This window comes from Brenneria nigrifluens DSM 30175 = ATCC 13028 (genome assembly GCF_005484965.1).
Classification (GTDB): domain Bacteria; phylum Pseudomonadota; class Gammaproteobacteria; order Enterobacterales; family Enterobacteriaceae; genus Brenneria; species Brenneria nigrifluens.
In genome coordinates, this window is sequence record NZ_CP034036.1 from 2,154,526 (window position 1) to 2,178,811 (window position 24,286).

Annotated in this window: 23 protein-coding genes; 13 read left to right on the forward strand and 10 right to left on the reverse strand. The window is 58.2% G+C overall.

Annotation, left to right across the window (positions count from 1 at the left end; translation table 11 throughout):
* Positions 1-11 precede the first annotated feature (11 nt).
* The 7 genes from atzF to urtE all read left to right on the forward strand — a co-directional run bounded on the left by atzF (position 12) and on the right by urtE (position 8,155).
* Complete coding sequence (gene atzF, locus EH206_RS10050) at positions 12-1,820, forward strand: allophanate hydrolase (protein WP_009112654.1); 1,809 nt, start codon at positions 12-14, stop codon at positions 1,818-1,820.
* A gap of 102 nt (positions 1,821-1,922) precedes the next feature.
* Positions 1,923-2,615, forward strand: coding sequence for a GntR family transcriptional regulator (locus EH206_RS10055; RefSeq protein WP_009112655.1), 693 nt, complete (start codon positions 1,923-1,925; stop codon positions 2,613-2,615).
* Positions 2,616-2,661: 46 nt separating this feature from the next.
* A complete protein-coding gene (gene urtA / locus EH206_RS10060) occupies positions 2,662-3,930 on the forward strand; it encodes an urea ABC transporter substrate-binding protein (RefSeq protein ID WP_009112656.1) in 1,269 nt (422 codons plus the stop codon).
* 90 nt (positions 3,931-4,020) lie between these two features.
* Positions 4,021-5,595: an urea ABC transporter permease subunit UrtB gene (urtB, locus tag EH206_RS10065; protein ID WP_009112657.1), complete on the forward strand. Its 1,575-nt coding sequence runs from the start codon at positions 4,021-4,023 to the stop codon at positions 5,593-5,595.
* A complete protein-coding gene (urtC, locus tag EH206_RS10070; RefSeq protein ID WP_009112658.1) occupies positions 5,595-6,671 on the forward strand; it encodes an urea ABC transporter permease subunit UrtC in 1,077 nt (358 codons plus the stop codon). Before urtB ends, urtC begins: the two co-directional genes overlap by 1 nt.
* Positions 6,664-7,455: an urea ABC transporter ATP-binding protein UrtD gene (urtD, locus tag EH206_RS10075; protein ID WP_009112659.1), complete on the forward strand. Its 792-nt coding sequence runs from the start codon at positions 6,664-6,666 to the stop codon at positions 7,453-7,455. Before urtC ends, urtD begins: the two co-directional genes overlap by 8 nt.
* Before the next feature lies 1 nt (position 7,456).
* Positions 7,457-8,155 carry an urea ABC transporter ATP-binding subunit UrtE gene (urtE, locus tag EH206_RS10080; protein ID WP_009112660.1) on the forward strand — a complete coding sequence of 233 codons (699 nt, stop codon included), beginning with the start codon at positions 7,457-7,459 and terminating at the stop codon, positions 8,153-8,155.
* 73 nt (positions 8,156-8,228) lie between these two features.
* Here the strand turns inward: urtE and EH206_RS10085 are convergent, their stop codons facing one another.
* From EH206_RS10085 to EH206_RS10090, 3 genes are all read right to left on the reverse strand, one after another.
* Positions 8,229-9,407 carry a serine hydrolase domain-containing protein gene (locus EH206_RS10085; RefSeq protein WP_009112661.1) on the reverse strand — a complete coding sequence of 393 codons (1,179 nt, stop codon included), beginning with the start codon at positions 9,405-9,407 and terminating at the stop codon, positions 8,229-8,231.
* Positions 9,408-9,498: 91 nt separating this feature from the next.
* Complete coding sequence (locus EH206_RS23050) at positions 9,499-9,669, reverse strand: hypothetical protein (protein WP_009112662.1); 171 nt, start codon at positions 9,667-9,669, stop codon at positions 9,499-9,501.
* Positions 9,669-10,889, reverse strand: coding sequence for a M20 peptidase aminoacylase family protein (locus EH206_RS10090; protein WP_009112663.1), 1,221 nt, complete (start codon positions 10,887-10,889; stop codon positions 9,669-9,671). The genes EH206_RS23050 and EH206_RS10090 overlap by 1 nt, the downstream gene beginning before the upstream one ends.
* Before the next feature lie 304 nt (positions 10,890-11,193).
* On the opposite strand from EH206_RS10090, the gene nifH reads away from it, so the two are divergent.
* Genes nifH through EH206_RS10115 form a run of 5 tightly spaced genes read left to right on the forward strand, consistent with a single transcriptional unit; the run spans position 11,194 to position 16,154 of the window.
* Positions 11,194-12,078, forward strand: a complete 885-nt coding sequence (gene nifH, locus EH206_RS10095) for a nitrogenase iron protein (RefSeq protein WP_009112664.1) — start codon at positions 11,194-11,196, stop codon at positions 12,076-12,078.
* 10 nt (positions 12,079-12,088) lie between these two features.
* Positions 12,089-13,537: a nitrogenase molybdenum-iron protein alpha chain gene (gene nifD / locus EH206_RS10100; protein WP_009112665.1), complete on the forward strand. Its 1,449-nt coding sequence runs from the start codon at positions 12,089-12,091 to the stop codon at positions 13,535-13,537.
* 58 nt (positions 13,538-13,595) lie between these two features.
* Positions 13,596-15,161 (forward strand): nitrogenase molybdenum-iron protein subunit beta, encoded by a 1,566-nt coding sequence (nifK, locus tag EH206_RS10105; protein ID WP_009112666.1) that lies wholly within the window; start codon positions 13,596-13,598, stop codon positions 15,159-15,161.
* 59 nt (positions 15,162-15,220) lie between these two features.
* The gene (gene nifT, locus EH206_RS10110) at positions 15,221-15,436 is read left to right on the forward strand and encodes a putative nitrogen fixation protein NifT (protein WP_009112667.1); all 216 of its coding nucleotides are present in this window, start codon (positions 15,221-15,223) and stop codon (positions 15,434-15,436) included.
* 52 nt (positions 15,437-15,488) lie between these two features.
* Positions 15,489-16,154 carry a NifB/NifX family molybdenum-iron cluster-binding protein gene (locus EH206_RS10115; RefSeq protein ID WP_040343833.1) on the forward strand — a complete coding sequence of 222 codons (666 nt, stop codon included), beginning with the start codon at positions 15,489-15,491 and terminating at the stop codon, positions 16,152-16,154.
* A 35-nt stretch (positions 16,155-16,189) separates the two neighbouring features.
* Here EH206_RS10115 and EH206_RS10120 read toward each other — a convergent pair whose 3' ends face one another.
* From EH206_RS10120 to EH206_RS10150, 7 genes are all read right to left on the reverse strand, one after another.
* Entirely contained in the window at positions 16,190-17,107 is a 918-nt protein-coding gene (locus tag EH206_RS10120) for an ROK family protein (RefSeq protein ID WP_009112669.1), read from the reverse strand.
* 36 nt (positions 17,108-17,143) lie between these two features.
* Positions 17,144-18,004, reverse strand: a complete 861-nt coding sequence (locus EH206_RS10125) for a ketose-bisphosphate aldolase (RefSeq protein ID WP_009112670.1) — start codon at positions 18,002-18,004, stop codon at positions 17,144-17,146.
* A gap of 90 nt (positions 18,005-18,094) precedes the next feature.
* Positions 18,095-18,946: a class II fructose-bisphosphate aldolase gene (locus EH206_RS10130; RefSeq protein WP_009112671.1), complete on the reverse strand. Its 852-nt coding sequence runs from the start codon at positions 18,944-18,946 to the stop codon at positions 18,095-18,097.
* Between the two features lie 12 nt (positions 18,947-18,958).
* Positions 18,959-20,050, reverse strand: a complete 1,092-nt coding sequence (locus EH206_RS10135) for a PTS fructose transporter subunit IIC (protein WP_009112672.1) — start codon at positions 20,048-20,050, stop codon at positions 18,959-18,961.
* 25 nt (positions 20,051-20,075) lie between these two features.
* Positions 20,076-20,390: a PTS fructose transporter subunit IIB gene (locus tag EH206_RS10140; protein WP_009112673.1), complete on the reverse strand. Its 315-nt coding sequence runs from the start codon at positions 20,388-20,390 to the stop codon at positions 20,076-20,078.
* 22 nt (positions 20,391-20,412) lie between these two features.
* Positions 20,413-20,883 (reverse strand): PTS sugar transporter subunit IIA, encoded by a 471-nt coding sequence (locus tag EH206_RS10145; protein ID WP_009112674.1) that lies wholly within the window; start codon positions 20,881-20,883, stop codon positions 20,413-20,415.
* A gap of 28 nt (positions 20,884-20,911) precedes the next feature.
* Positions 20,912-22,477, reverse strand: a complete 1,566-nt coding sequence (locus tag EH206_RS10150; RefSeq protein WP_009112675.1) for a BglG family transcription antiterminator — start codon at positions 22,475-22,477, stop codon at positions 20,912-20,914.
* Between the two features lie 420 nt (positions 22,478-22,897).
* On the opposite strand from EH206_RS10150, the gene nifE reads away from it, so the two are divergent.
* Positions 22,898-24,274, forward strand: a complete 1,377-nt coding sequence (nifE, locus tag EH206_RS10155) for a nitrogenase iron-molybdenum cofactor biosynthesis protein NifE (RefSeq protein ID WP_009112676.1) — start codon at positions 22,898-22,900, stop codon at positions 24,272-24,274.
* The last annotated feature ends 12 nt before the right edge of the window (positions 24,275-24,286 follow it).

The window sequence follows — 24,286 nt, forward strand, 5'->3', positions numbered from 1 at the left end:
GAATTTAAATCATGGCACTGTCACCAACGTCAGGACTTACTCTTCAGGAGTGGAAGCAGTACCACCAGCGGCATGCCGAGACGATCGGCGAAACGCTGGAACATTTGCTGATCGGCCTATCCTTGGCGGATCCGGCCTGGATCTACCTGATTACCCCGGAGCAGTTACGCGCCCAGGTTGAGCCGTTACTGGCCGTTTACGCTGAAAACCCGGATTCATTGCCGCTCTTTGGCGTACCCTTTGCGGTAAAAGATAATATCGATGTGGCAGGCTGCCCGACGAGCGCCGCGTGCCCGGCTTTCACTTATGTCGCGCAACAGGATGCGACCGCCGTCGCCAAACTGAAGGCCGCGGGGGCGGTGGTGGTCGGAAAAACCAACCTTGACCAATTTGCCACGGGGTTAGTCGGTACGCGCTCGCCATTCGGGGCGGTCACCAATACCTTCAATGCGCAATACGTTAGCGGCGGATCAAGCTCAGGCTCCGCGTCGGTACTGGCCCGCGGCCTGGTCGGTTTTTCGCTGGGGACGGATACGGCGGGTTCCGGACGCGTTCCCGCCGCTTTCAACAACATTGTCGGTTTAAAACCGACCAAAGGCTGGCTATCCGCCAGCGGCGTGGTGCCCGCCTGCCGCTTGAACGACACGATCTCCGTTTTCGCCTTAACCGTTGAAGACGCTTTTCTGGTTGCCGAGATTGCCGGGGGATTCGACGCCGGCGATGCCTATTCGCGGATCAACCCGGCGCTGGCCCCGGCAGCTCTGCCCGCCACGCCGCGTTTCGCCGTTCCCGCCGAGCCGATCTTTTTTGACGATAAGTTGGCGCAGCGCGCATGGGAAGCCGCCTGCGATGCGCTGAAAAACATGGGTGCGACGCTGCACCCCATCGACTTCGGGGCATTCAGTCAGCTTGCCGAGCAACTCTATCAGGGCCCTTGGGTGGCCGAGCGCACCGCATCCGTCGGCGATATGCTGCAACAGCCGGAGAAAATGGATCCGGTAGTGCATGGCATCATCGCCGGCGGCGAACGCTTCAGCGCGGTTGAAACCTTTAAAGCCGAATACCTGCGCGCGGAATTAACCCGTCAGATTCAGCAAACGCTCAGCCAATTCGATGCCCTGGCGGTGCCGAGCACGCCGACGATCCGTACCATCGCCGAGATGGCCCGGGAACCAGTGCGGTACAACTCCCAGTTCGGGGTTTACACCAACTTTACCAATCTTGCGGATCTGTCGGCGCTGGCGCTGCCGGGCCTATTCCGGGCGGACGGCTTACCGGCAGGCATCACGCTGATCGCTCCCGCCTGGCACGACCGCGCGCTGGCGGCGTTTGGCCGGCAATGGCAGTCGCAACAGGCGATTAGCCTGGGGGCGTTAGGCAAGGCCCGACCGACAAGTCAGCCACCGTTGCCGCCGTCTCCATGGCATGTTCGCGTGGCGGTGGTCGGCGCACACCTGAGCGGTATGCCGCTTAATCATCAGTTAACCAGCCGGGATGCGGTTTTGGTCGAAGAGACGCAAACTGCCGGCTGCTATCGCCTGTACGCGCTGGCCGACACGCAGCCGGCCAAGCCCGGTCTGGCCAGAGCGGCAGAGGGCGGCGCCATCACCGTTGAACTGTGGGATATCCCGCTGGCGCGTTTCGGCGAGTTCGTCGCGGAAATTCCGTCGCCGTTGGGGATCGGTACGTTAACGCTGGCCGATGGCCGTCAGGTGAAAGGCTTTATTTGTGAACCGGCGGCGCTGAGCAATGCCGTTGATATTACCGAGTTCGGCGGCTGGCGTAACTGGCTGGCCGGTCAGAAAACGCCCCATGTTTAACATCGTAATGATTGCCGCCCAGCATCACGAAATCGCCTGACGGGCCATTCGTACCCTGAAACCCGGCGATCCCCTGCTGTGGCTGGAATAGGCGGGAACAACATGAAACAAGATACGCGCAAAAACAGCAAGGGCCGCCCGGAGTCGCTGGCCGAACGCGTCTATCAGTCGCTGAAAAACGACATCTTTGATTTTCGTCTGATGCCCGGCGACCGCTTTAGCGAAAGCGAAATCGCCGAGCGGATGGATGTCAGCCGTACGCCGGTGCGTCAGGCGCTGTTCCGGCTGGAGCGCGGGGGCTACGTCGATGTCTATTTTCGCAGCGGCTGGCAGGTCAGACCGTTCGATTTCGCCTATTTTGAGGAGCTGTATGATTTTCGTATCGTGCTGGAGTGTGAAGCCGTTCGCCTCCTGTGCGGCATGGCGCCGGGACGCTGCGCCGAACTGTTGGCCGATCTGAAACGCTTCTGGATTGATGACCCGCGGCTGGACGACGGCAAAACCGTTTCCCGCCATGACGAAGGTTTCCATATGCATCTGGTCGCGGCGGCCGGGAACCGCCAAATGGAGCGCGTGCATGCTGAACTGACCGAAAAGATCCGCATTATCCGTCGTCTCGATTTCACCCGTGCAGATCGTGTCGATGCGACCTACAACGAACACGCCCGCATTTTGCTGGCGGTATTACAACAACACATCGAGGAGGCGCAGCGTATTCTGACCGACCACATTTCACAGAGTAAGGCCGAGGTGCGGAAAATCACCCTGCATATGTTACAGCAGGCAAGGCCGTAATCTGTTCCACAGGAATCATCATCCAATACTATTTAAGGACTCAGAGATGAAAAGACGTTCATTGCTTAAAGTATTCGCGCTCTCCGCTACGGTTGCCGGTATGGGGCTGGCATGGGGGGGGCAGGCGGCGGATACCATCAAAGTCGGCATCATGCACTCGCTCTCCGGTACGATGGCGATCTCTGAAACGCCGCTGAAAGATGTGGCGCTTATGACCATTGACGAAATCAATGCCAAAGGCGGCGTCCTGGGCAAGAAACTTGAACCGGTGGTGGTTGACCCGGCGTCTAACTGGCCGCTGTTTGCCGAAAAGGCCCGCCAGCTGTTGACGCAGGATAAAACCGCCGTGGTATTTGGCTGCTGGACCTCGGTATCGCGTAAATCCGTCCTGCCGGTATTTGAAGAATTAAACGGCCTGCTGTTTTACCCGGTGCAATATGAAGGCGAAGAGATGTCGCCGAATGTGTTCTACACAGGCGCGGCACCCAACCAGCAGGCGCTTCCCGCGGTGGAGTACCTGCTCAGTGAAGACGGCGGCGCCATCAAACGTTTCTTCCTGTTAGGCACGGACTACGTTTACCCGCGTACAACCAACAAGATCCTGCGCGCGTTTCTACATGCGAAAGGCATCCAGGACAAAGATATTGAGGAAGTGTATACGCCGTTCGGCCACAGCGATTATCAGACCATTGTTTCCAACATCAAGAAATTCTCGACCGGCGGCAAGGCCGCCGTGGTATCGACCATCAACGGCGATTCCAACGTTCCGTTCTATAAAGAGCTGGCCAACCAGGGCATCAAGGCCACTGACGTTCCCGTGGTGGCCTTCTCGGTAGGGGAAGAAGAACTGCGCGGCATTGACGCCAAACCGTTGGTGGGACACCTGGCGGCGTGGAACTACTTCCAGTCGATCGATAATCCGGCAAACGCCGAATTTGTCGCCGGCTATCGCGCCTATGCCAAAGCCCGTAATCTGCCTAATGCCGACACCGTAGTAACCAACGACCCGATGGAAGCCACCTACGTGGGTATTCATCTGTGGGCGCAGGCGGTTGAGAAGGCCGGAACCACGGATGTGGATAAAGTTCGTGCGGCGATGGCCGGACAAACGTTCGCCGCCCCCGATGGTTATACCCTGACCATGGATCAGACCAACCATCACCTGCACAAGCCGGTAATGATCGGCGAAATCGAAGGTAACGGTCAGTTCAACGTGGTTTGGGAGACGGAACAACCGGTTCGCGCGCAGCCGTGGAGTCCTTACATCGCGGGTAACGATAAGAAACCCGATCACCCGGTGAAATCGGCGCAATAGCGGATGCCGCGTTGCGGACTCTCTTACCTGCCTAATCCCCGGCTGCGGGGATTAGGTAAAAACACTTTCCTTTAAATAACGGGCATTGCGATGGTTATTCGTCAGTTATGTAATTTGTTTTTGTCGCTGTGTCTGGCGGCGCCAACGGCAGCGCTGGCCGGACCGGCGGCCGACTTTGCGGCGGCGAGCCGCAGCGGGCAGGCGGAAATGCTGCAGTCATGGGCGATTGCGCCGGACGCAGCCCGACTTCCCTTGCTACAGGCGCTGCGCAGCGAATCGGTGGTGCTCGATCAAAATAAACGGCCGTTCAGCGAAGAGCGGGGCAAACTGCTGCCGCTGGAAGGCGACGTGCGGCCGGAGGGCGCGACGAAGAAACTTTTTATGAATAATCGCCTGCGGGTGTTGATTGGCAGCGCGTTGGCTTCCCATCAGCTAGTCAGCGATGACGCCGCCGTTCGCCTGCGCGCCGCGCGCATGCTGCAAAACGATGCGGTAGCCGAGCAGTTGCCGCTGCTGACGCAGCGCCTTGCCGCCGAGCAGGACAGCGATGTATCCGCCGCGCTGAAGATCGCCATCGCCGGTTTGCAGTTGACCGACGCCAACCCGCAGGTGCGGCTTAATGCGGTGAAGCAGCTGGGAGAGACCGGCGATCCGCAAATGCAGGCGCGCTTGCAGCAGCTCACCCAGCCGGAAAATGAGCCGGACGCCGGGGTGAGAAGCGCTGCGCTTGCGGGGCTGAAAAATATCAAACAAAGCCTGATATTAGGCGATCTTTTAGGGCAGGCGTTTACCGGTTTATCGCTGGGATCGATTTTGCTGCTGGCGGCCCTGGGGCTGGCGATCACCTATGGTTTACTGGGCGTTATCAACATGGCGCACGGCGAAATGCTGATGCTGGGGGCGTACTCGACCTGGCTGGTTCAATCGCTATTTCAACGCCTTGCGCCGGAGTGGCTGGCGTATTACCCCTTATTGGCGCTGCCGGTCGCTTTCTTTATTACCGCCGCTATCGGCATGGCGCTGGAGCGCACCATTATCCGCCATCTTTACGGCCGTCCGCTTGAAACCCTGTTGGCGACCTGGGGGATCAGCCTGATGCTGATTCAATTGGTACGGGTGCTGTTTGGCGCGCAAAACCTGGAAGTGGCCAATCCCGCCTGGCTGTCCGGCGGTCTGCAAGTGCTGCCCAATCTGGTGCTGCCTTATAACCGTATCGCGGTGATCCTGTTTGTAATGGGCGTACTGCTGCTCACCTGGCTGCTGCTGAATAAAACTCGGCTCGGTCTCAACGTGCGGGCGGTTACGCAAAACCGGGCGATGGCCGACTGCTGCGGCGTACCCACCGGACGGGTCGATATGCTGGCTTTCGGGCTGGGATCGGGCATTGCCGGGCTGGGCGGCGTGGCGCTGTCGCAATTGGGCAACGTCGGGCCGGAGCTGGGACAGAGTTATATCATCGACTCCTTTCTGGTGGTGGTATTGGGCGGCGTGGGACAACTGGCGGGGACGGTGGTGGCCGCGTTCGGACTGGGGATTCTCAACAAAGTGCTGGAACCGCAGATCGGCGCCGTGCTCGGCAAGATCCTGATTCTGATCCTGATCGTGTTATTTATTCAAAGACGGCCGCAGGGTTTGTTTGCATTAAAAGGGCGGGTAATTGACTGATGAGACAACCACTAACGTTAACCATCGCGAAAAAAGCGCCGGGGCTGGCGACCGGCGTCGGCATCGCTGTTCTGGCCGCGCTGCTGATACTGCCGTTTTTTGCACTGTTGCCCGCGGATAACCCGCTGGCGCTCTCCACCTACACGCTGACGCTGATCGGCAAAATCCTCTGCTACGCCATTGTCGCCGTGGCGCTGGATTTAGTGTGGGGATACGCCGGGCTGCTTTCGTTGGGGCATGGTCTGTTTTTCGCGCTGGGCGGCTATGCCATGGGCATGTATCTGATGCGGCAGGCCACGGGAGAAGGGCTGCCGGCTTTTATGTCGTTTCTGTCATGGACTGAACTGCCGTGGTTCTGGCTCGGCACCCAACATTTCGTCTGGGCGCTGTGCCTGATTGTGCTGGCGCCGGGGCTGCTGGCGTTGGTATTCGGCTGGTTCGCCTTCCGTTCCAAAATTAAGGGCGTTTATTTCTCCATTATGACCCAGGCGCTGACCTATGCCGGTATGTTGTTGTTTTTCCGCAATGAAACCGGGTTTGGCGGCAACAATGGCTTCACCGGATTTACTACGCTGCTCGGCTTTCAGGTTACGGCGACGAGCACGCGTATCGGGTTGTTTGTCGCTACCGTGCTGTTGCTGACGATCAGTTTACTTATTGGTTTCGCACTGGCCCGCAGCAAGTTTGGCCGCGTATTGACGGCGGTGCGCGATGCGGAAAACCGGTTGATGTTTTGCGGCTATGATCCGAAAGGCTTCAAGCTGTTCGTCTGGACGCTTTCCGCCGTGCTGTGCGGGTTGGCCGGGGCGCTCTACGTACCGCAGGTGGGGATTATCAATCCAAGCGAAATGTCGCCGACCAACTCGATTGAGGCGGCTATCTGGGTCGCGCTGGGGGGACGAGGGACGCTGATCGGTCCGCTGTTAGGCGCTGGCATCGTCAACGGCGCCAAAAGTTGGTTTACCGTGGCGTTCCCCGAATATTGGCTGTTCTTCCTTGGTCTGATTTTTATTCTCGTTACGCTGTTTCTGCCGCGCGGCGTGATTGGTTTGCTCAATCGGAGGAAACATGACTGAGCCACTTTATACGCAGCCACAGCCGTCGGATCGCCATCGGCATCAAACCGACCCGGTACTGCAACTGGATAAAATCAATGTCAGCTTCGACGGCTTTCGCGCCCTGACCGATCTGTCGTTACAGATCGGCGTAGGGGAACTGCGCTGCGTGATCGGTCCGAATGGCGCCGGCAAAACCACGCTGATGGACGTGATCACCGGCAAAACGCGACCGGACAACGGCAGGGTATTTTACGATCAGCACACCGATCTCACCATGCTCTCCCCGGTGGAGATTGCCCGCGCCGGTATCGGGCGAAAATTTCAAAAGCCGACGGTCTTTGAGGCGTTGACGGTATTTGAGAATCTGGAAATCGCCTTGAAGACCGATAAATCGGTGTGGGCCTGTCTGCGCGCCACGCTCAGCGGCGAGCAGCGCGACCGCATCGATGAAGTGCTGACGCTGCTGCGTCTCGGCAATGAGCGCCGGCGTTTGGCCGGGCTGTTGTCGCACGGTCAAAAACAGTTTCTGGAGATTGGCATGCTGCTGGTGCAGGATCCGCATCTGCTGCTGCTTGACGAACCCGCCGCCGGTATGACCGATGCCGAAACGGAATATACCGCCGAATTATTCCGCAGTCTGGCGGGGCGACACTCATTAATGGTGGTGGAGCACGATATGGGGTTTGTGGAAACCATCGCCGACCACGTCACCGTATTGCATCAGGGGCAGGTACTGGCGGAAGGTTCGCTGCGTGAAGTACAGGCCAATGAGCAGGTTATCGACGTTTACCTGGGGCGCTAAGATGTTACAGATATCTGAACTCAATCAATATTATGGCGGCAGTCACATTCTGCGCGGCCTATCGTTCGAAGCCAGAGCGGGCGAGGTGACCTGCCTGCTGGGCCGTAATGGCGTCGGTAAAACCACGTTGTTAAAGTGCCTGATGGGCTTAATTCCCGCCAAATCGGGCAGCATTCGCTGGCAGGGGCATTCGATCAACGATCGTAAACCGCATCAGCGGGTACAGGCGGGCATCGCCTATGTGCCGCAGGGGCGGGAAATCTTTCCGCGTTTAACCGTGGAAGAAAATCTGCTGCTTGGCTTGTCGCGTTTTTCCGGTGCGCAGGCCAGAAACGTACCCGAGGAGATCTATCGGCTTTTCCCTGTGCTGCAGGAGATGAAACAGCGGCGCGGGGGCGATCTGTCCGGCGGTCAGCAGCAGCAACTGGCCATCGGGCGGGCGCTGGCCTGCAAACCGCAGCTGTTGATTTTGGACGAGCCGACCGAAGGCATTCAGCCGTCGGTGATCAAAGAAATTGGCGCGGTGATCCGTCAACTGGCGCTGCGCGGCGATATGGCGATCCTGCTGGTCGAGCAGTTCTATGATTTTGCCGCCGAACTGGCGGACAGCTATCTGGTGATGTCGCGCGGGGAGATCGTACAACGCGGACGGGGCGAGGAGATGGAAAAAGACGGCGTGCGCGCGCTTGTCGCTATTTAATCGGGAATCAGGCATAGGCGCAGAGAAAAATTCCGTTCATTGTCTTCGCGATGAACGGAATCATCCTTATCAACTAACGATAGATCGCATCCCGCAGTTCGGTCACGAAGCGGCCGGACATCCCTTCATACAGGGTATTGGTGAGCGCCACCACGCTAAGCCCCTGTTGCCGGTCGACAAACCACGAATGCCCGTAAACGCCGCCCCAGCGCCAGGTTCCCACCGATTCCGGGGTGTCTGCCGCAGCCGGATCGCGCAGCACGGAGAAGCCCAGACCGAAACCCAGACCGGGGGCGTCGGGAATAGCGTAGCCGCCGGTTTGATCGCGGCCCATCTCCGCGACCAGTTCGGCGGCGAGCAACGGCGCGCCGCCTTGACGCAGCGTTTCCAGCAATGTCATGACGTCAGCGGCGGTGCCGACCATCCCGGCGCCGCCTGAGGGATAGGCCCGCTGATTAAGTGCGCGGGCAGGGGAATAGCGGACGCCGACGCTCTCTTCTGAAAACGGCACGATTTCATCCTCCTGTAAACGGTGAGGTAGCGGCGTGTCATTGACATAGGGGGTGGCCAGACGTTGCGCATCGCGGCAATAAAAATCAGTATCATCCATGCGCAGCGGACCTGTGACCAGCTCCCGCACGGCTTCTTCCAGCGGCTGGTTGCAAACCCGTTCAATAAGCGCGCCCAGCACGTCCATCGACAGTGAGTATCCCCACGCGCTGCCGGGCTGAAACGACAGCGGTACGCTTGCCAGCCGGCGCAGATTTTCCGCCAGGGTAACATCCGCGTTATCCAAACCGTCGGAAACGCCGGCGCGTGCGTAAGGTCCGCGATCGTCGCTTTCCTGAAAACGGTAGTCCAGCCCGGCGGTATGGCTGAGCAACCGGCGCGGCGTGATTACTGGAATATCGCCGTTTGCCAGCCGCGGCTGAAAATCGGGCAGCCATCGGCGGATATCCTCATCAAGATCCAGCCTGCCTTGATCCACCAGCACCATCGCCGCCGTCGCCACAATCGGTTTAGTCACCGACGATAGGCGAAACAGCGTATCTTCCGTCATTGGCTTTGCGGCCTCCCGATCGGCCAGTCCGGCGGCGCGATGGAACAGGTTTTCGCCATGCCGGCGGACCAGAACCACGGCGCCGACGATACGCCGTTCGGCGATGGCTCGATCAATCACGGCATTCAGCCGGGCGGGCAGGTTTTGGTTGGCGGCTTTGTTGTCGATAGTCGGCGGCGAGATTTGTGACATGACCAGCTCCTGGTTTTCATACGCGCTGCGCGGATAAAGGAAAATATACCCTTTCAGTTGCGCATATTCATCGATTTTATGCGGCCCGGCGTTAAAGCTCAAAGCCGGGCGCAACGACTTTCGGTTTGCATTCCGCGGGCTTGGGCGTTCCGGCCGGAATATTTTTACAGTCGGGCGCGAAAGGATTAAGCGCATTGCGGTTGAGATAGAGGATAAACAACAGCACTATGATCAACGGAATCAGGATACGTTTTCTTTTCATTAGACGGAGATATTCTTGTTGTGTCGGTTATTAAACTGTACGGCCGGCGGTAACGCGTGATTCAACGCCGCCTGTTGATGTAATGCCGCCTCGGCCAGTTGGGCAAAATAGCGCGCGGCAGGAGAGATGGCGCTTTCGTCAGGATTGAATTGCGGATGATGCAGCCCGAACTCGCTGTTCGAGCCAATGCTGACAAAGGCCCCCGGTATCTGCTGAAGATAGAGCGCAAAGTCTTCGCCGCTCATTTGCAACTCGGCATTTTCCACCTGGTAACCCGCATCATGAGCGATTTTCTTGCTGAAATCCACCCAGTAGGGGGTATTGACCACGGAGGGTGGTCCCGGCTGCCAGTTCAACTGCGCTTTCGCCCCCAGGGCGAGGGTAATGCCGTTAATCAACTGCTCGATACGCGCCGGAATCTGCTCGCGGATCCGGGTGCTGTAGGTGCGCACCGTACCTTCCAGTTCCACCGTCTGCGGCAGTACGTTCCAGGTGTTCCCGCCCTGGATGCGCGTAACGCTGATAACCAGCGACTCCAGCGAGCTAAAGCTGCGGCTGGGCAAAGTTTGCAAGGCATTTACAATATTGCAGGCGGTGACGATACTATCAATCCCTTCTTCGGGTTTGGCGGCGTGGGCGCCTTTGCCCGTTACTCTAATGGAGAAGCGGTCGACGTTGGCGTAAAACGCGCCGCTGCGGCTGGCGAAAGTACCGGCTGGAAGCTCAGGGGCGTTATGTAAGCCGAAAATGGCGGAAACGTCGTTCAACGCGCCGGCGCCGATCAGCTGTAGAGCGCCGGTGGAGACCTCCTCCGCCGGCTGAAAAAGAATGCGCACTTTGCCGGGCAGCGCCTGTTCGCGTTTTTTCAGCAGGCAGGCGGCGCCAAGCATCACCGCGGTGTGAAAATCATGGCCGCAGGCGTGCATCACCCCGGCGTGCTGCGAACGAAAAGCCACATCGGTCAGTTCTTCAATGGGAAGGGCGTCGATATCGGCGCGCAGCGCGACGATCGGACCGGGACCGTCGCCAATTTCCGCCACAACGCCGGAAGTTAACGCCAGCGGCAGTAAACGAATGCCTTTCTTTTTTAGCCAGCGGATAATTTTAACGGTGGTTTGGTGTTCCTGATTGGATAGTTCCGGGTATTGATGCAACTCTCGTCGCCAGGTGATGAGTTGTTGGTCGAACGGATCGTTACGACAGTCAGAATGTTCAGACATAGCGAAAACCATTTAATGATGAGTTGAATCAAAGGTAGTTGAAGGGTTGGGCGAACATAAATACCGTCTTGTTATATTTCATAGCGGATTATCATGACCGGCCGCATTCGACATTCGCCCGAATTTCTTCTGTCGCCTTTGTCTTCTTTACAACAATTAGTCACGTTATTGTACCTAACCCCCCGCGCCAGGTCGAACCCCTAATATAAAATATCTTTGTTTATCAGTGTGTTGATGTATTTTATGCGGCTGGTATGCCCCCTGCAAGATAAAAGGGACATTCACGGTGCAAGAGGAATACATCATGGCAATACGTCAGTGTGCGATTTATGGCAAAGGTGGGATTGGCAAATCCACCACCACGCAAAATCTGGTGGCGGCGCTGGCCGAAATGGGTAAGAAAGTGATGATTATCGGCTGCGATCCCAAAGCGGATTCAACGCGCTTAATCCTCCACGCCAAGGCGCAAAACACCATTATGGAAATGGCCGCCGAAATCGGTTCGGTGGAAGATTTGGAGCTGGAAGACGTGCTGCAAATCGGCTACGGCGGCGTGCGCTGCGCCGAATCCGGCGGTCCGGAGCCGGGCGTCGGCTGCGCCGGACGCGGGGTGATTACCGCCATCAACTTTCTGGAAGAGGAAGGCGCGTATGAAGACGATCTGGATTTCGTGTTTTACGACGTGCTGGGCGACGTGGTGTGCGGCGGGTTCGCCATGCCGATTCGTGAAAACAAGGCCCAGGAGATCTATATCGTCTGCTCCGGCGAAATGATGGCGATGTACGCGGCCAATAACATTTGCAAAGGGATCGTCAAATACGCCAAGTCCGGGAAGGTACGTCTGGGCGGGTTGATTTGTAATTCCCGTCAGACCGACCGGGAAGATGAGCTGATCATCGCGCTGGCCGACAAACTCGGCACCCAGATGATCCACTTCGTCCCGCGCGACAACATCGTGCAGCGCGCCGAAATCCGCCGGATGACGGTGATCGAATACGATCCGACCTGCAAGCAGGCGGATGAGTACCGCACCCTGGCCGGCAAGATCGTCGACAACGGCAAAATGGTGGTCCCGACGCCGGTCACCATGGATGAGCTGGAGGCTTTGCTGATGGAGTTCGGGATCCTCGATGAAGAAAACGAGGCCATTATCGGTAAAACCGCGGCGGAAGAGGCGGCATCCGCCTGAGGAACATCATATGACAGACACCATTATACAGCGGAATCAGGCGCTGATTCAGGAAGTGCTTGAGGTCTTCCCGGATAAAACCCGCAAAGAGCGCGCTAAGCATATCATGACCGTTGAGCCGGGGATGGAGTCGGTGGGGAAATGCATGATTTCCAACCGCAAGTCCCAGCCGGGCGTGATGACGGTGCGCGGCTGCGCCTATGCCGGTTCGAAAGGAGTGGTTTTCGGGCCGATCAAGGATATGGCGCATATCTCGCACGGGCCGATTGGCTGCGGCCAGTACTCCCGCGCCGGACGGCGTAACTATTACACAGGAACGAGCGGTATCGACAGCTTCGGCACCGTGAATTTCACCTCGGATTTTCAGGAGAAAGACATCGTTTTCGGCGGCGACAAAAAGCTGCGCCAACTGATTGATGAGCTGGAACTGCTCTTCCCGCTTACCAAGGGGATCAGCATTCAGTCAGAATGCCCGGTGGGGCTGATTGGCGATGATATCGAAGCCGTGGCGCGCTCGGCGAAAGAGCAGCTCGGCAAGCCGGTGATCCCGGTGCGCTGTGAAGGATTTCGCGGCGTATCGCAATCGCTGGGGCACCATATCGCCAACGATGTGATCCGCGACTGGGTATTGCCCGCCCGCGACGATCAACCTTTCGCCGCCACGCCGTATGACGTCGCCATTATCGGCGACTACAACATCGGCGGCGATGCCTGGTCTTCCCGTATTCTGCTGGAGGAGATGGGGCTGCGGGTGGTGGCCCAGTGGTCGGGCGGCGGCACGCTGGTGGAAATGGAAAAAACGCCCAAGGTGAAGCTCAACCTGGTGCACTGTTACCGTTCGATGAACTACATCTCACGCCATATGGAAGAGAAATACGGCATTCCGTGGATGGAGTACAACTTCTTCGGTCCGACGCAGATCGCCGCCTCGCTGCGCAAAATCGCCGCGCTGTTCGACGGCGCCATTCAGGCGAATGCGGAAGCGGTGATTGCCCGTTATCAGGCGCAGACCGACGCGGTGATCGCCAAATACCGCCCGCGGCTTGAGGGGAAAAAAGTGTTGCTGTACGTCGGCGGGCTGCGTCCGCGCCACGTTATCGGCGCTTATGAAGATCTCGGTATGGAGATAATGGCCGCCGGTTATGAGTTCGCCCATAACGACGACTACGACCGTACCTTGCCCGACCTGAAAGAGGGAACGCTGCTGTTTGACGATCTTAGCACCTATGAGCTGGAAGAGTTCGTCAAACGCCTGAAGCCGGACCTGGTGGGGTCGGGGATCAAGGAAAAATATGTGTTCCAGAAGCTGGGCATGCCCTTCAGGCAGATGCACTCCTGGGATTACTCCGGGCCTTATCACGGCTATGACGGCTTTGCCATCTTCGCCCGCGATATGGATATGACGCTGAACAACCCTTGCTGGACACAGCTACGCGCGCCCTGGCTGCAATCCGCCTGAGGCCCGACATCCTTTTGTCCCGTCAGTTCACCGATTTGTGGCGCGGGAGGAGAATACGATGAGCCAGAATACCGAGAAAGTAAAAGCCTGTTACCCGCTGTTTGAACAGCCGGAATATCAGGCGTTGTTCGCCAGCAAAAGCGAGCTGGAAGAGGGGCACGGCAAGGAGCGCGTGCGGGAGGTCTTCGAATGGACGACGACCCCGGAATATGAGGCGTTGAACTTTCAGCGCCAGGCGCTGACCGTGGACCCGGCGAAAGCCTGCCAGCCCCTGGGCGCCGTGCTCTGCGCGCTCGGGTTTGAAAAAACGTTGCCTTATGTGCACGGTTCCCAGGGATGCGTCGCCTATTTCCGCACCTATTTCAACCGCCACTTTAAAGAGCCGGTGGCCTGCGTCTCCGACTCGATGACGGAAGACGCCGCGGTATTCGGCGGCAACAACAATATGAACCAGGGACTACAGAACGCCAGCGCGCTGTATAAGCCGGAAGTGATCGCGGTTTCCACCACCTGCATGGCGGAGGTGATCGGCGATGACCTGCAGGCTTTTATCAGCAATGCCAAAAAAGACGGCTTTGTGGATGACGCCATTGCCGTGCCCTACGCCCATACGCCCAGCTTTATCGGCAGCCATATCACCGGCTGGGACAATATGTTCGAAGGGTTCGCCCGCACCTTTACCCAGGGCGTCGAGGGGTATCAGCCCGGCAGCAACGGCAAAATCAATCTGGTCGCCGGCTTTGAAACCTATCTCGGCAACTACCGGGTACTAAAGCGCATGATGGCGCAGATGGCGGTGCCATATTCGCTGCTGTCCGACCCGTCGGAAGTGCTGGATACCCCGGCCGACGGCCATTATCGCCTGTATGCCGGCGGCACCACCCAGGCTGAAATGCGCGATGCGCCCAACGCCATCGATACGCTGCTGTTGCAACCCTGGCATTTGGTTAAAAGCAAAAAAGTGGTGAGGGATGACTGGCAGCAGCCGGCCACGGAGGTTGCGGTGCCGATGGGACTGGCCGCCACGGATGACTTTCTGATGACCGTCAGCCAACTGACCGGCAAGCCCATCCCGGAGGCGCTGGCGCTGGAGCGCGGCCGGCTGGTGGATATGATGCTGGACTCTCATACCTGGCTGCACGGTAAACGCTTCGGCATTTACGGCGATCCCGATTTCCTGATGGGGCTCACCCGCTTCCTGCTGGAACTGGGCTGCGAACCGGCGGTGATCCTCTGCCACAACGGCAACAAACGCTGGCAGAAAGCGATGAACAAACTGCTGGAGTCGTCACCCTACGGCCGGGAGAGCGAGGTGTTTATCAACTGCGATCTGTGGCATTTCCGTTCGCTGATGTTCACCCGTCAGCCGGACTTTATGATCGGCAATTCCTACGGCAAGTTTATTCAGCGCGATACCAAAGCCAAAGGCGACCAGTTTGAGGTTCCGCTGATCCGCATCGGTTTCCCGATCTTCGATCGCCACCATTTACACCGGGCGACCACCTGGGGCTATGAAGGCGCGATGACCATGCTGACCACGCTGGTAAACGCCATACTGGAAAAGCTCGATGGCGACACCATGGCGCTGGGTAAAACCGATTACGGTTACGACCTGGTTCGCTAACGCTGACGCCGCGCTGTATAGACGTACGGCGCGGCTTTTGCCGACCCACAGGAGGGCGGATGGCCAACATCATTCTTCGTCAGCGCGCTGACGGCATACATTGTTACATCGCCAAAAAAGATCTGGAAGCCAGAGTCACGTTTCTGGAGTTCGACCAGCCCGACCGCTGGGGCGGACGGATTCAGCTTGAAGGGGGGCAGGACTGGTTTATTACGCCGCTGGCGGCGAAGCCTACGTTTCCCGTCACGTTGCGCGCCAAAAAATATGCAAGCTAACCGTCGATCGCCGCCGCGACGATCGCGATAGACACCGGAGATGCTCATGAGCCTGACACGGGACGATTTACTTTTCTGGCGGCTGTTTGCCCTGGCGCAGCTGCTGCCGGAAATTGCCCCCGCCACCTTGATTAACTGGCTGGAAGCCACCTGCGATGAGGCGCTGACGCTGGAGCGGCTGTCCGCCCTGTCGCTGGATGAGCTATCCCGCCATTTACCCGTTGATAACCACGTACTTACCGTCGCCCGCTGGCAGCAAATCATGGATTGCCTGCACGGCAATCTTCCGCCTCATTTAACCGAACAGTCCGAACGCAAGCAGGGACAACAGTTACAGGCGGCGTTCGCTTCCAGCAACGGTTTGACGGTTAACGGTCACTTCGGCCAGTGCCGCCTGTTCTTTATTTACGCCTGGGATCGGCAAGGGCCGTTTCTCAGCGCCTTGCGGCGTTATCAGCCGCAGGAGGGGGAAGAGGGGAACGAAGGGCGCTTGCGCCTGCTGAGCGATTGCCACCTGCTGTTTTGCGAGTCGATCGGCGGGCCGGCGGCGGCCAGGGTGATCCGCCACAATATTCACCCGATCAAGGTTCCCGCGGCCACCACCATCGACGGGCAATTACAGGCCCTGCAAGAGATGCTCGCCGAGCATATGCCGCCCTGGCTGGCGAAGCGGCTGGGGAAAGACAACCCGCTGCAACGGCGGCAGTTCGGTTTTTGAACCATAAGCCGACGGGCGATGCCGTGCCCGTCAGGCTAGTTGCCTGAGGATATCTCTTTACCGACCCAGGCCGCGCCCCGTACGCCGCTGTCGTCGCCGTGAACCGCCCGCACGATAGGGGTACAGAACCGATCGGTGAAGGTGTAAGCGGCCACGCGCGATGAGATGTCCCGGTATAGCGCCGGTACATTGGAAAGCCCGCCGCCGAAGACGATCACATCGGGGTCAATCAAATTCACTATCGTTGCCAGCATTCTGGCCAATTGGTCGAGGTAGCGATCAAATTGACGAGCGGCCGCGGCGTCCCCCAATTCCGCCAGCGCCACGATGTCCTGCGCCGTGGCCTTGCGTCCGGTAAGCGACAAATAACGCTCGGCAAGCCCGGTGCCGGAAACAAAAGACTCCACGCAGTTGCGCTGCCCGCAGTAGCAGTTGGCGGCGGGGCCATCCCTGGCCGGATCGTAACCCGGCAAAGGGTTGTGTCCGCACTCAGCCGCATTGCCGTGGCCGCCGGCAATCACCTGCCTATCGATCACCAGCCCGCCGCCGCAGCCGGTGCCGAGCGTGACGCCAAACACCATGCGGTGGCCCTTGCCGGCGCCGTCCAAGGCTTCAGACAGGGTAAAGCAGTTGGCGTCGTTGGCGATGGCGACGCGCTGGTTCAGGCGCCGCTGCAAATCCTGCTGCAGCGGCCGGCCGTTGAGCGGCAGAATGTTGGAGTTCTTGATCAGCCCGGTAAGCGGCGAAACGCCGCCCGGCAGGGCAATGCCGATCGACAACGGAACGCTAAACCTGCCCTGCAGCGCGGCGATTATCCGGCACACGTCGCTCAGGAACTGGGCGTAGCTCTCTTTGCGGGTGGCGGTGCGCTGTTGCAGCAGCACCGCGCCATTTTCATCGAGCACCGCGGCGGCAATTTTTGTGCCGCCGATATCCAGGCCTAAATATGGCATTGTCTCCTCCACTGCGGCCGGGCGACGGGCCGCCGCTTAGTACAGACCGGCCTTGCCGGTGGAGCCGAACAGCGCCATTTTGTATCGGATCACCGCTTTGGCCGCATTGATGGGTTCCGGGTAGATGGCGTTCGGGTCCCACCAGGTTTCCCGGCTTAGTATCTCACGCGCCTTTTGAAAGTAGGCGTACTTCATGTCGCTGGAAATATTGATTTTGCCTACTCCCAGCGTTACCGCTTCGGCAATCTCGGCGTCCGGGTTGGCGGAACCGCCGTGCAGCACCAGCGGGATCGTCAGCCGCTCGGAGATGTCGCGCAGGATGTGCATTTGCAGTTGCGGTTTCATATCCTTCGGGTAGATGCCGTGCGCGGTGCCGATCGCCACCGCCAGCGTATCCACGCCGGTGCGTTTGACGAAGTCTTCCGCCTGCGCCGGTTCGGTATAGATCACCTTGGTGACGCCGCCTTCTATAGTGGTGCCGGTATCGCCAATGGTGCCCAGCTCGCCTTCAACGGAAACGCCCACCGCGTGCGCCAGTTCCACCACTTCGCGCGTCAGCGCCACGTTTTCCTCATACGGCAACAGCGAACCGTCGATCATCACCGAGGTGAAGCCGCACTGGATGGCGCGCAGCACGTGGGCGATCGACGCGCCATGATCCAGGTGGATGACAAACGGCACCGGGCTGCGCAGCGTGCGTTCGCGCACGTAGGCAAAGAATTCGTCGGTAACGAACTCCAGCTCGCTGGGGTGGATGGAAATAATCGCCGGGGTATGGGTGGACTCCGCTTCTTCCACCACCGCACGGATAAAGCAGCTGTCCGCCACGTTGAAAGCCCCGATGGCGAAACGGTGCTCACGGGTGGGCTTTAGCATTTCGTGCATTGAAATCAACATGTTACTCTCCTTTCGTCTCTGATTAGGGGTAAAAATTTCCCGCACCGGCGCGGCGCGCCGATGGTTATGCGTGAACGAGTGAAACCCGGATTAGGCCTTTTGGGCGGAGCCGGACCAGCCCAGATATTCCAACACCACTTCGCGGCAGGCGGATTCCATTACCGCCATCACCTCGGCCAGTTCGCTGGCAGGGTGCTGTTGCAGAACCTGTTGCAGCGCGGTTTTGCCGGCGGCGAACACCGCCGCGCCGACGTTGATCTTCGCCACGCCGTACCGGCTGACGCGGCGGATATCTTCGGCGCGGGTGCCGCTGCCGCCGTGCAGCGCCAGCGGCACCGACGATGCCTCATGCAGCGCGGCCAGGCGCTCGAAGTTAATCTGCGGCGTTACGTCGGGCGGGTACAGCCCGTGCGCGGTGCCGACCGAAACGGCCAGCAGGTCGATGCCGGTTTGGCTGATAAACGGCCGCACGTCTTCCACCTGCGTCATCTTCACCGCGGCATCGGCCAGATCGTAAACCGGCGCATCGGCGATATGGCCCAGTTCGCCTTCCACGCACACCTCCGCGGTGGCCGCTATCCGCGCCACCCGGCGGGTCTGGCGGATGTTTTCCGCCAGCGGCCGGCTGGAGGCATCGATCATCAGGCCGCTGAAACCGGCGCGGAATGCCTGGCCGATCAGATCGAACTCGGTGCCGTGGTCCAGGCTGAGCGCCACCGGCACCGTGGCCTGCTGCGCCAGCGCGCCGACCACTGCCACCGCTACCGGAGGCGGAAAATGCGCGCTGTGCCCCTGATAAACGTTCAGGATCAGCGGCGCCCGCTGCCGCTCGGCGGCGCTGATGGCGGCGCGCGCGGTTTCCAGATTGAAACAGTTGATCGCCAGCACGGCGTACTGCCGCTGACAGGCGTCGGCAATAACGGCTTTCATTGGGGCGTACATAGCCACTCCTGTTTATTCAAGGGTGAATTTGATGTCTTCGTCGCGTACGTTGCTGTCGTCGATATCGTCGAACTCTTCGTCCGCCTGCGTGACGCGTTTTTTCATCAGCGACAGCATCACGCCGCAGATAACCGTGCCGATGCCCAGCGCCAGGCAGAACATCAGCGGTTTGGTGAACAACGGCACCACGAACATGCCGCCGTGCGGCACCGGCGCTTCTACTCCCCAGACCATGATCAGCCCGCCGGCGATGGCCGAGGCGACCACGCAGCTAGCGACGACGCGCAGCAGATCGCGCGCGGCGATGGGGATCACCCCTTCGGTGATCATGCAGATTCCCATCGGAAAAGCGGCCTTCAGCGCCTCTTTCTCCGCTTTGGTGTATTTATGGCGCGTCAGCAGGAAGGAGAGGGTGATGCCGAACGGCGGGATGATCGAACCGACAAACTTCACCGCTTCCGGGCCGTAGATGCCGTCCACCAGCATGCCGTCGGCGAATAGCGACATGGTTTTATTCACCGGCCCGCCAAAATCGAAGGTGGCCATGGCGCCGAGGATCGCGCCCATCAGGAACTTCGAGCCGCCCTGCATGGATTCCAGCAGGTGGATCAGCGCTTTTTGCAGCCAGACGATGGGCTGGCCGATAAACGTCATCATCAGTAGGCCGGCTATGACGGTGCTGAGCACCGGCAGGATCATCACCGGCATCAGCCCCTGCATCGAGGCCGGCAGTTTGATGTAGCGGCGCAGCAGCAGCACGGTATAGCCCACCAGAAAGCCGCCGAGGATGCCGCCGATAAAGCCGGTCTGGATCTGCCCGCAGATAAAGCCGACGATCAGTCCGGGAGCGAATCCGGGGCGGTCGGCGATGGAGTAGGCGATGGCCGCGCTGATTAGCGGCACGATCAGTCCCATGCCCCAGCCACCGATTTGATTGAGCATCCAGGCGAAGCTGCCGGTTTTTTCCGCCACGTTGGTGCCGCCAATCACCTGGCCGAGGGCGATACAGATACCGGCGGCGACGATCAGCGGGATCATCCAGGAAATGCCGGTAAGCAGGTGCCCCTTTATTTCCTGGCCAAGTCTATTTTTGCTGTCGTTCATAATGTTATTCCCGAAAAGTTAATCTTCAGGCGCCTGCCAGCGAGCCCGCCACTTTTTCCAGAAACTTCACCGGGGACTTAATCACCACATCGGTTTTTACCCGGACGACCGGTTTGTCCTTGAATCTTTCCTCCCCTTTTATCTTGATGTCGGTGGCTAGGATCACCACGTCGGCGGCGGCGATATCCTCCGCGGATAATGCGTTTTCCGTGCCGATGGTGCCCTGGGTTTCCACCTTGATGTCGTGGTTCAGCGCCTTGGCGCCCTTGATAAGTTTTTCCCGCGCGATATAGGTATGCGCGATGCCTGCCGTGCAGGCGGCTACACAAACTATTTTCATGTTATTCCTCGTCTTTTCCGGATTAGCAGAGGTCTGTTTCCGCATACTGGCCGAACAGTTGGATAATTTTTTCCGGGTCGGGCTCGTTTAGCAGTCGGGCAATCACCTCATCGTCGGCCAGCGCGCCGGCAACCTGAGACAGCAGGCGGATGTGCGTGGTGTTCTGGTCTTCCAGGCGCACGGCGAAAAGAATGATGCAGCGGACGTTGCTGCCGTCCAGCGTCTCCCAGGGGATGTCCTGCCGGGTGCGGCCGATGGCCAGCGTGGTCTGGGTCACCGCGGCGGATTTGCCGTGCGGGATGGCGATATGATTTTCAAAACCGGTGGAGCCTTCGGCTTCGCGCAGCCAGACGTCGCGAATAAAGGCCTCTTTGCAGATAATGGCGCCGTCCTGATACAGCAGTTCGGTCAGTTCCTGAATAACTTCTTCTTTATTCCGCGCCGTCATGGCTAATTTGACGCGATTGGCATTGAGAATCTTATTAATGTCCATCCACTTCACCTCAAGCAATTAAAAGGAACTAATATTCAGCCGCCGGGAGTAAATTCACCGCCTGATGCAATTGACCGGCAATCACCTTTTCCGTGACGCGCTTGATGTCATCGTCGTTAAAAAACGCCGAAACGTAGACGATAGGGGTTTGCCGCTCTTCCAGGTGGATGGTGGAGATCACCAGATCCACCGCTTCCTGGCGGCAAAACGCCGCCATGCTGCCGGCGGAAACCACGCCGACGATGATCCAGTCCGGGAAAGCCCGCAGGATGCGGCTTTTGAGCAGGTGCGAAGTGCCGACGCCGCTGGAGCACACCACCAGAATGCGCCGGTGGGCGATTTGCCGCTCCAGCGCCGCCTGGAAATGTACCGTCAGGTAGCCCACCTCGTCTTCGGCGATCGGCGGTAGTTGAAAGCGTTGGCACAGCAGCTGCGTAACGCGTTCGGTAATATGATAAATATCCCGCAGCTCGCTTTTTATATCTTCCAGCAGCGGGTTGCGGATGCGAATATGGTATTGCAGGCGATTAAGCAGCGGTTTAATATGAATCAGCAGACCGTCATACAATAATATATCCGCCCGCAGATCGATATTTATCAGAGCGGAAAATATATCAATCAGCTTTAGCGTCACCCGCCGTGATGCGCCGTTGGATAATTGTTGCCTGGCCACAGCGCGGTCGCCATGTTCTTCAATCACAATGCCGGAAGAAACAATGTACTGATAGATAAACCAGACCTCGTTATCGGGCAGGCGGTTATTAATTCTTTGTTCTATTTGTTCAATCATATTTTTCGCAATGCTGAATATATGGCGGTCAATCTGGTTATGATGCGTTTCCTCGCCCTGCGGCAGAGAATTACCCTGCGCCATACGGTGCATCATAATTAATATATGGGTGAAAATATTGATATAATAAGGCTCCCCCAGCGGGTAAGAGAGCTGCCGTTCCATTTCCTGCAACAGTTGCTGGACGAAGCCGACGTCCGGCTCGCCGAAATAGTGAATCAGCGCATGGAAGCTGCCGGGATCGAGGCGCGAGTGGTTAAGGCTGCCCGGCTCTTTGTGGTTCATCACCTCATTGATCAGGGTGGCCATGGCCAGGCGCACCTGGTTTTCGCTCCCTTCGATATGGGTGCCGCTCTGGCTGCGGATCAGGGTTAACCCCAGCGGCCTGATCCAGCTTTCGATAATCTTTAAGTCGTTGACGATTGACGCATTGCTGATGAAGTAGCGCTCGGCCAGCTTGCTGATCGAGGTATCCAGCGGCGTGTCGCTGAGCAGCTGCGAGGCGATTTTCACCCGGCGCACATTATTGGCCAGCGCGTCTGAACCGCCGTCATCCGCGACAAGCTGTTGTTCCAGACGAATAAGATTTTTAACATCATCAGAAATTAACAGAATTCCCGCGCCGACTTTTTTCTCTGGGTAGATATTCCAACCGGCAAGAAAGCTTTCAATAAATTGCATATCTCGATGTACGGTCTTTTCTGAAATGTTCAGATGGGTTGCAATATTTTTAACCGTTACATAGCTTTGATGCTGTAACAAATACTTCAATAATCTGTTTTGTCGCGAGGTAAGTGGTTGCATAATATAACCCTTGTATTCTGCGTCAAACATGATGTTAATTATTATTAGTATAGGTTTTTTCTTTTCGTATGCTTATCATCCTTTTGCTAATAATGAATATAGATTCCCGGACAAATAACGGCCATACTAAATTTTGTCCGACAGATGGGACAAAATTAAAACATTAAGAGAATAGGGTGTTAATTTCGGCTGGATCACATTTTACCGGCCGTTAAATGTGATGACGATCTCGTATTAATGAAAAATATATTATTTACGGTTATTTTATATGCTGCCGGCTTTGAGCCGCAAAAAAGCGACAGTTGTTGGTTTTGTTGCATAGCCGACAATATAAAATTCAAATAAATCAAATAATTAACTTATGGCATATCGATTGCATCGCCGATAGATGGAGTCTTATTAATCGTGCCGAGGTGAGTGATGAGAAATAGCGAAATCGTGGCGTTAATGGATCAACCCGCCTGCGATCATAATGGCGGCGGGAAATCCGGTTGCAGCGCTCCCAAGCCGGGTACGGCGGCGGGCGGCTGCGCGTTTGACGGCGCGCAAATCACCCTGTTGCCGATTGCGGATGTCGCCCATCTGGTGCACGGCCCGATTGGCTGCGCGGGCAGTTCCTGGGATAACCGCGGCAGCCATAGCTCCGGGCCGCGGATTAACCGGCTGGGATTCACCACCGATATGAGCGAGCAGGACGTGATCATGGGGCACGGCGAGCGGCGCCTGTTTCATGCGGTACGCCATATCGTCGAGCGCTACCATCCGGCGGCGGTGTTTATCTACAACACCTGCGTACCCGCCATGGCGGGTGACGATATCGAGGCGGTGTGCCGGGCGGCGGAGCAGGTCAATCAGGTTCCGGTCATCGCTATCGATGCCGCCGGATTTTACGGCGGCAAAAACCTGGGCAACCGCATCGCCGGCGACATTATGGCGAAAAAGGTGATCGGGGGGCGCGAACCCGCGCCCTGGCCGGCGGATTTCGCCATCCCGCAAGCGCAGGGGCACAGCATCGGTCTGATTGGCGAGTACAACATCGCCGGCGAGTTCTGGCATGTGTTGCCGTTACTCGATCGTCTGGGGATCCGCGTGCTGGGAAGCCTCTCCGGCGACGCCCGCTTCGCCGAGCTTCAGACGTTGCACCGCGCCGAAGTCAATATGCTGGTGTGTTCGCGCGCGCTGATCAACGTGGCGCGCCACCTTGAGCTTCACTACGGCACGCCCTGGTTTGAAGGCAGCTTTTACGGCGTACGGGAGATGTCGAGCTCGCTGCGTGCCCTGGCCGGCGCACTGAACGATAAGGATTTACAGGCCAGAACCGAAAAACTCATCGAACAGCAGGAGCGGGCGGCCGATCTGGCGCTGGAGCCCTATCGCCGGCGCCTGCAGGGCAAGCGCGCCCTGCTTTACACCGGCGGCGTGAAGTCATGGTCGGTGGTCTCCGCGCTGCAGGATTTGGGGCTGGAGGTGGTGGCCACCGGCACCAAAAAATCCACCGAAGAGGATAAGGCGCGCATCCGCGAACTGATGGGGGAGAACGCCGTGATGCTGGAAGACGGCAACGCCCGACTGCTGTTGGACACCGCGTATCGCTATCAAGCCGACATCATGATTGCCGGCGGGCGCAACATGTATACCGCCTATAAGGCCCGGCTGCCGTTTCTGGATATCAATCAGGAACGGGAACACGCTTTCGCCGGATATCAGGGGATTGTCGCCCTGGCTCGCCAGCTGTGCCTGACGCTGGAAAGCCCGATCTGGCCGCAGGTGAACAGCCGGGCGCCCTGGCAGAGCTGAGAAAGGAGAAAT

Bases quoted from the DNA above. Each gene is read 5' to 3' on its own strand.
- atzF (WP_009112654.1), top strand. From the start codon at position 12: ATGGCACTGTCACCAACGTCAGGACTTACTCTTCAGGAGTGGAAGCAG.
- EH206_RS10055 (WP_009112655.1), top strand. From the start codon at position 1,923: ATGAAACAAGATACGCGCAAAAACAGCAAGGGCCGCCCGGAGTCGCTG.
- urtA (WP_009112656.1), top strand. From the start codon at position 2,662: ATGAAAAGACGTTCATTGCTTAAAGTATTCGCGCTCTCCGCTACGGTT.
- urtB (WP_009112657.1), top strand. From the start codon at position 4,021: ATGGTTATTCGTCAGTTATGTAATTTGTTTTTGTCGCTGTGTCTGGCG.
- urtC (WP_009112658.1), top strand. From the start codon at position 5,595: ATGAGACAACCACTAACGTTAACCATCGCGAAAAAAGCGCCGGGGCTG.
- urtD (WP_009112659.1), top strand. From the start codon at position 6,664: ATGACTGAGCCACTTTATACGCAGCCACAGCCGTCGGATCGCCATCGG.
- urtE (WP_009112660.1), top strand. From the start codon at position 7,457: ATGTTACAGATATCTGAACTCAATCAATATTATGGCGGCAGTCACATT.
- EH206_RS10085 (WP_009112661.1), bottom strand. From the start codon at position 9,407: ATGTCACAAATCTCGCCGCCGACTATCGACAACAAAGCCGCCAACCAA.
- EH206_RS23050 (WP_009112662.1), bottom strand. From the start codon at position 9,669: ATGAAAAGAAAACGTATCCTGATTCCGTTGATCATAGTGCTGTTGTTT.
- EH206_RS10090 (WP_009112663.1), bottom strand. From the start codon at position 10,889: ATGTCTGAACATTCTGACTGTCGTAACGATCCGTTCGACCAACAACTC.
- nifH (WP_009112664.1), top strand. From the start codon at position 11,194: ATGGCAATACGTCAGTGTGCGATTTATGGCAAAGGTGGGATTGGCAAA.
- nifD (WP_009112665.1), top strand. From the start codon at position 12,089: ATGACAGACACCATTATACAGCGGAATCAGGCGCTGATTCAGGAAGTG.
- nifK (WP_009112666.1), top strand. From the start codon at position 13,596: ATGAGCCAGAATACCGAGAAAGTAAAAGCCTGTTACCCGCTGTTTGAA.
- nifT (WP_009112667.1), top strand. From the start codon at position 15,221: ATGGCCAACATCATTCTTCGTCAGCGCGCTGACGGCATACATTGTTAC.
- EH206_RS10120 (WP_009112669.1), bottom strand. From the start codon at position 17,107: ATGCCATATTTAGGCCTGGATATCGGCGGCACAAAAATTGCCGCCGCG.
- EH206_RS10125 (WP_009112670.1), bottom strand. From the start codon at position 18,004: ATGTTGATTTCAATGCACGAAATGCTAAAGCCCACCCGTGAGCACCGT.
- EH206_RS10130 (WP_009112671.1), bottom strand. From the start codon at position 18,946: ATGTACGCCCCAATGAAAGCCGTTATTGCCGACGCCTGTCAGCGGCAG.
- EH206_RS10135 (WP_009112672.1), bottom strand. From the start codon at position 20,050: ATGAACGACAGCAAAAATAGACTTGGCCAGGAAATAAAGGGGCACCTG.
- EH206_RS10140 (WP_009112673.1), bottom strand. From the start codon at position 20,390: ATGAAAATAGTTTGTGTAGCCGCCTGCACGGCAGGCATCGCGCATACC.
- EH206_RS10145 (WP_009112674.1), bottom strand. From the start codon at position 20,883: ATGGACATTAATAAGATTCTCAATGCCAATCGCGTCAAATTAGCCATG.
- EH206_RS10150 (WP_009112675.1), bottom strand. From the start codon at position 22,477: ATGCAACCACTTACCTCGCGACAAAACAGATTATTGAAGTATTTGTTA.
- nifE (WP_009112676.1), top strand. From the start codon at position 22,898: ATGAGAAATAGCGAAATCGTGGCGTTAATGGATCAACCCGCCTGCGAT.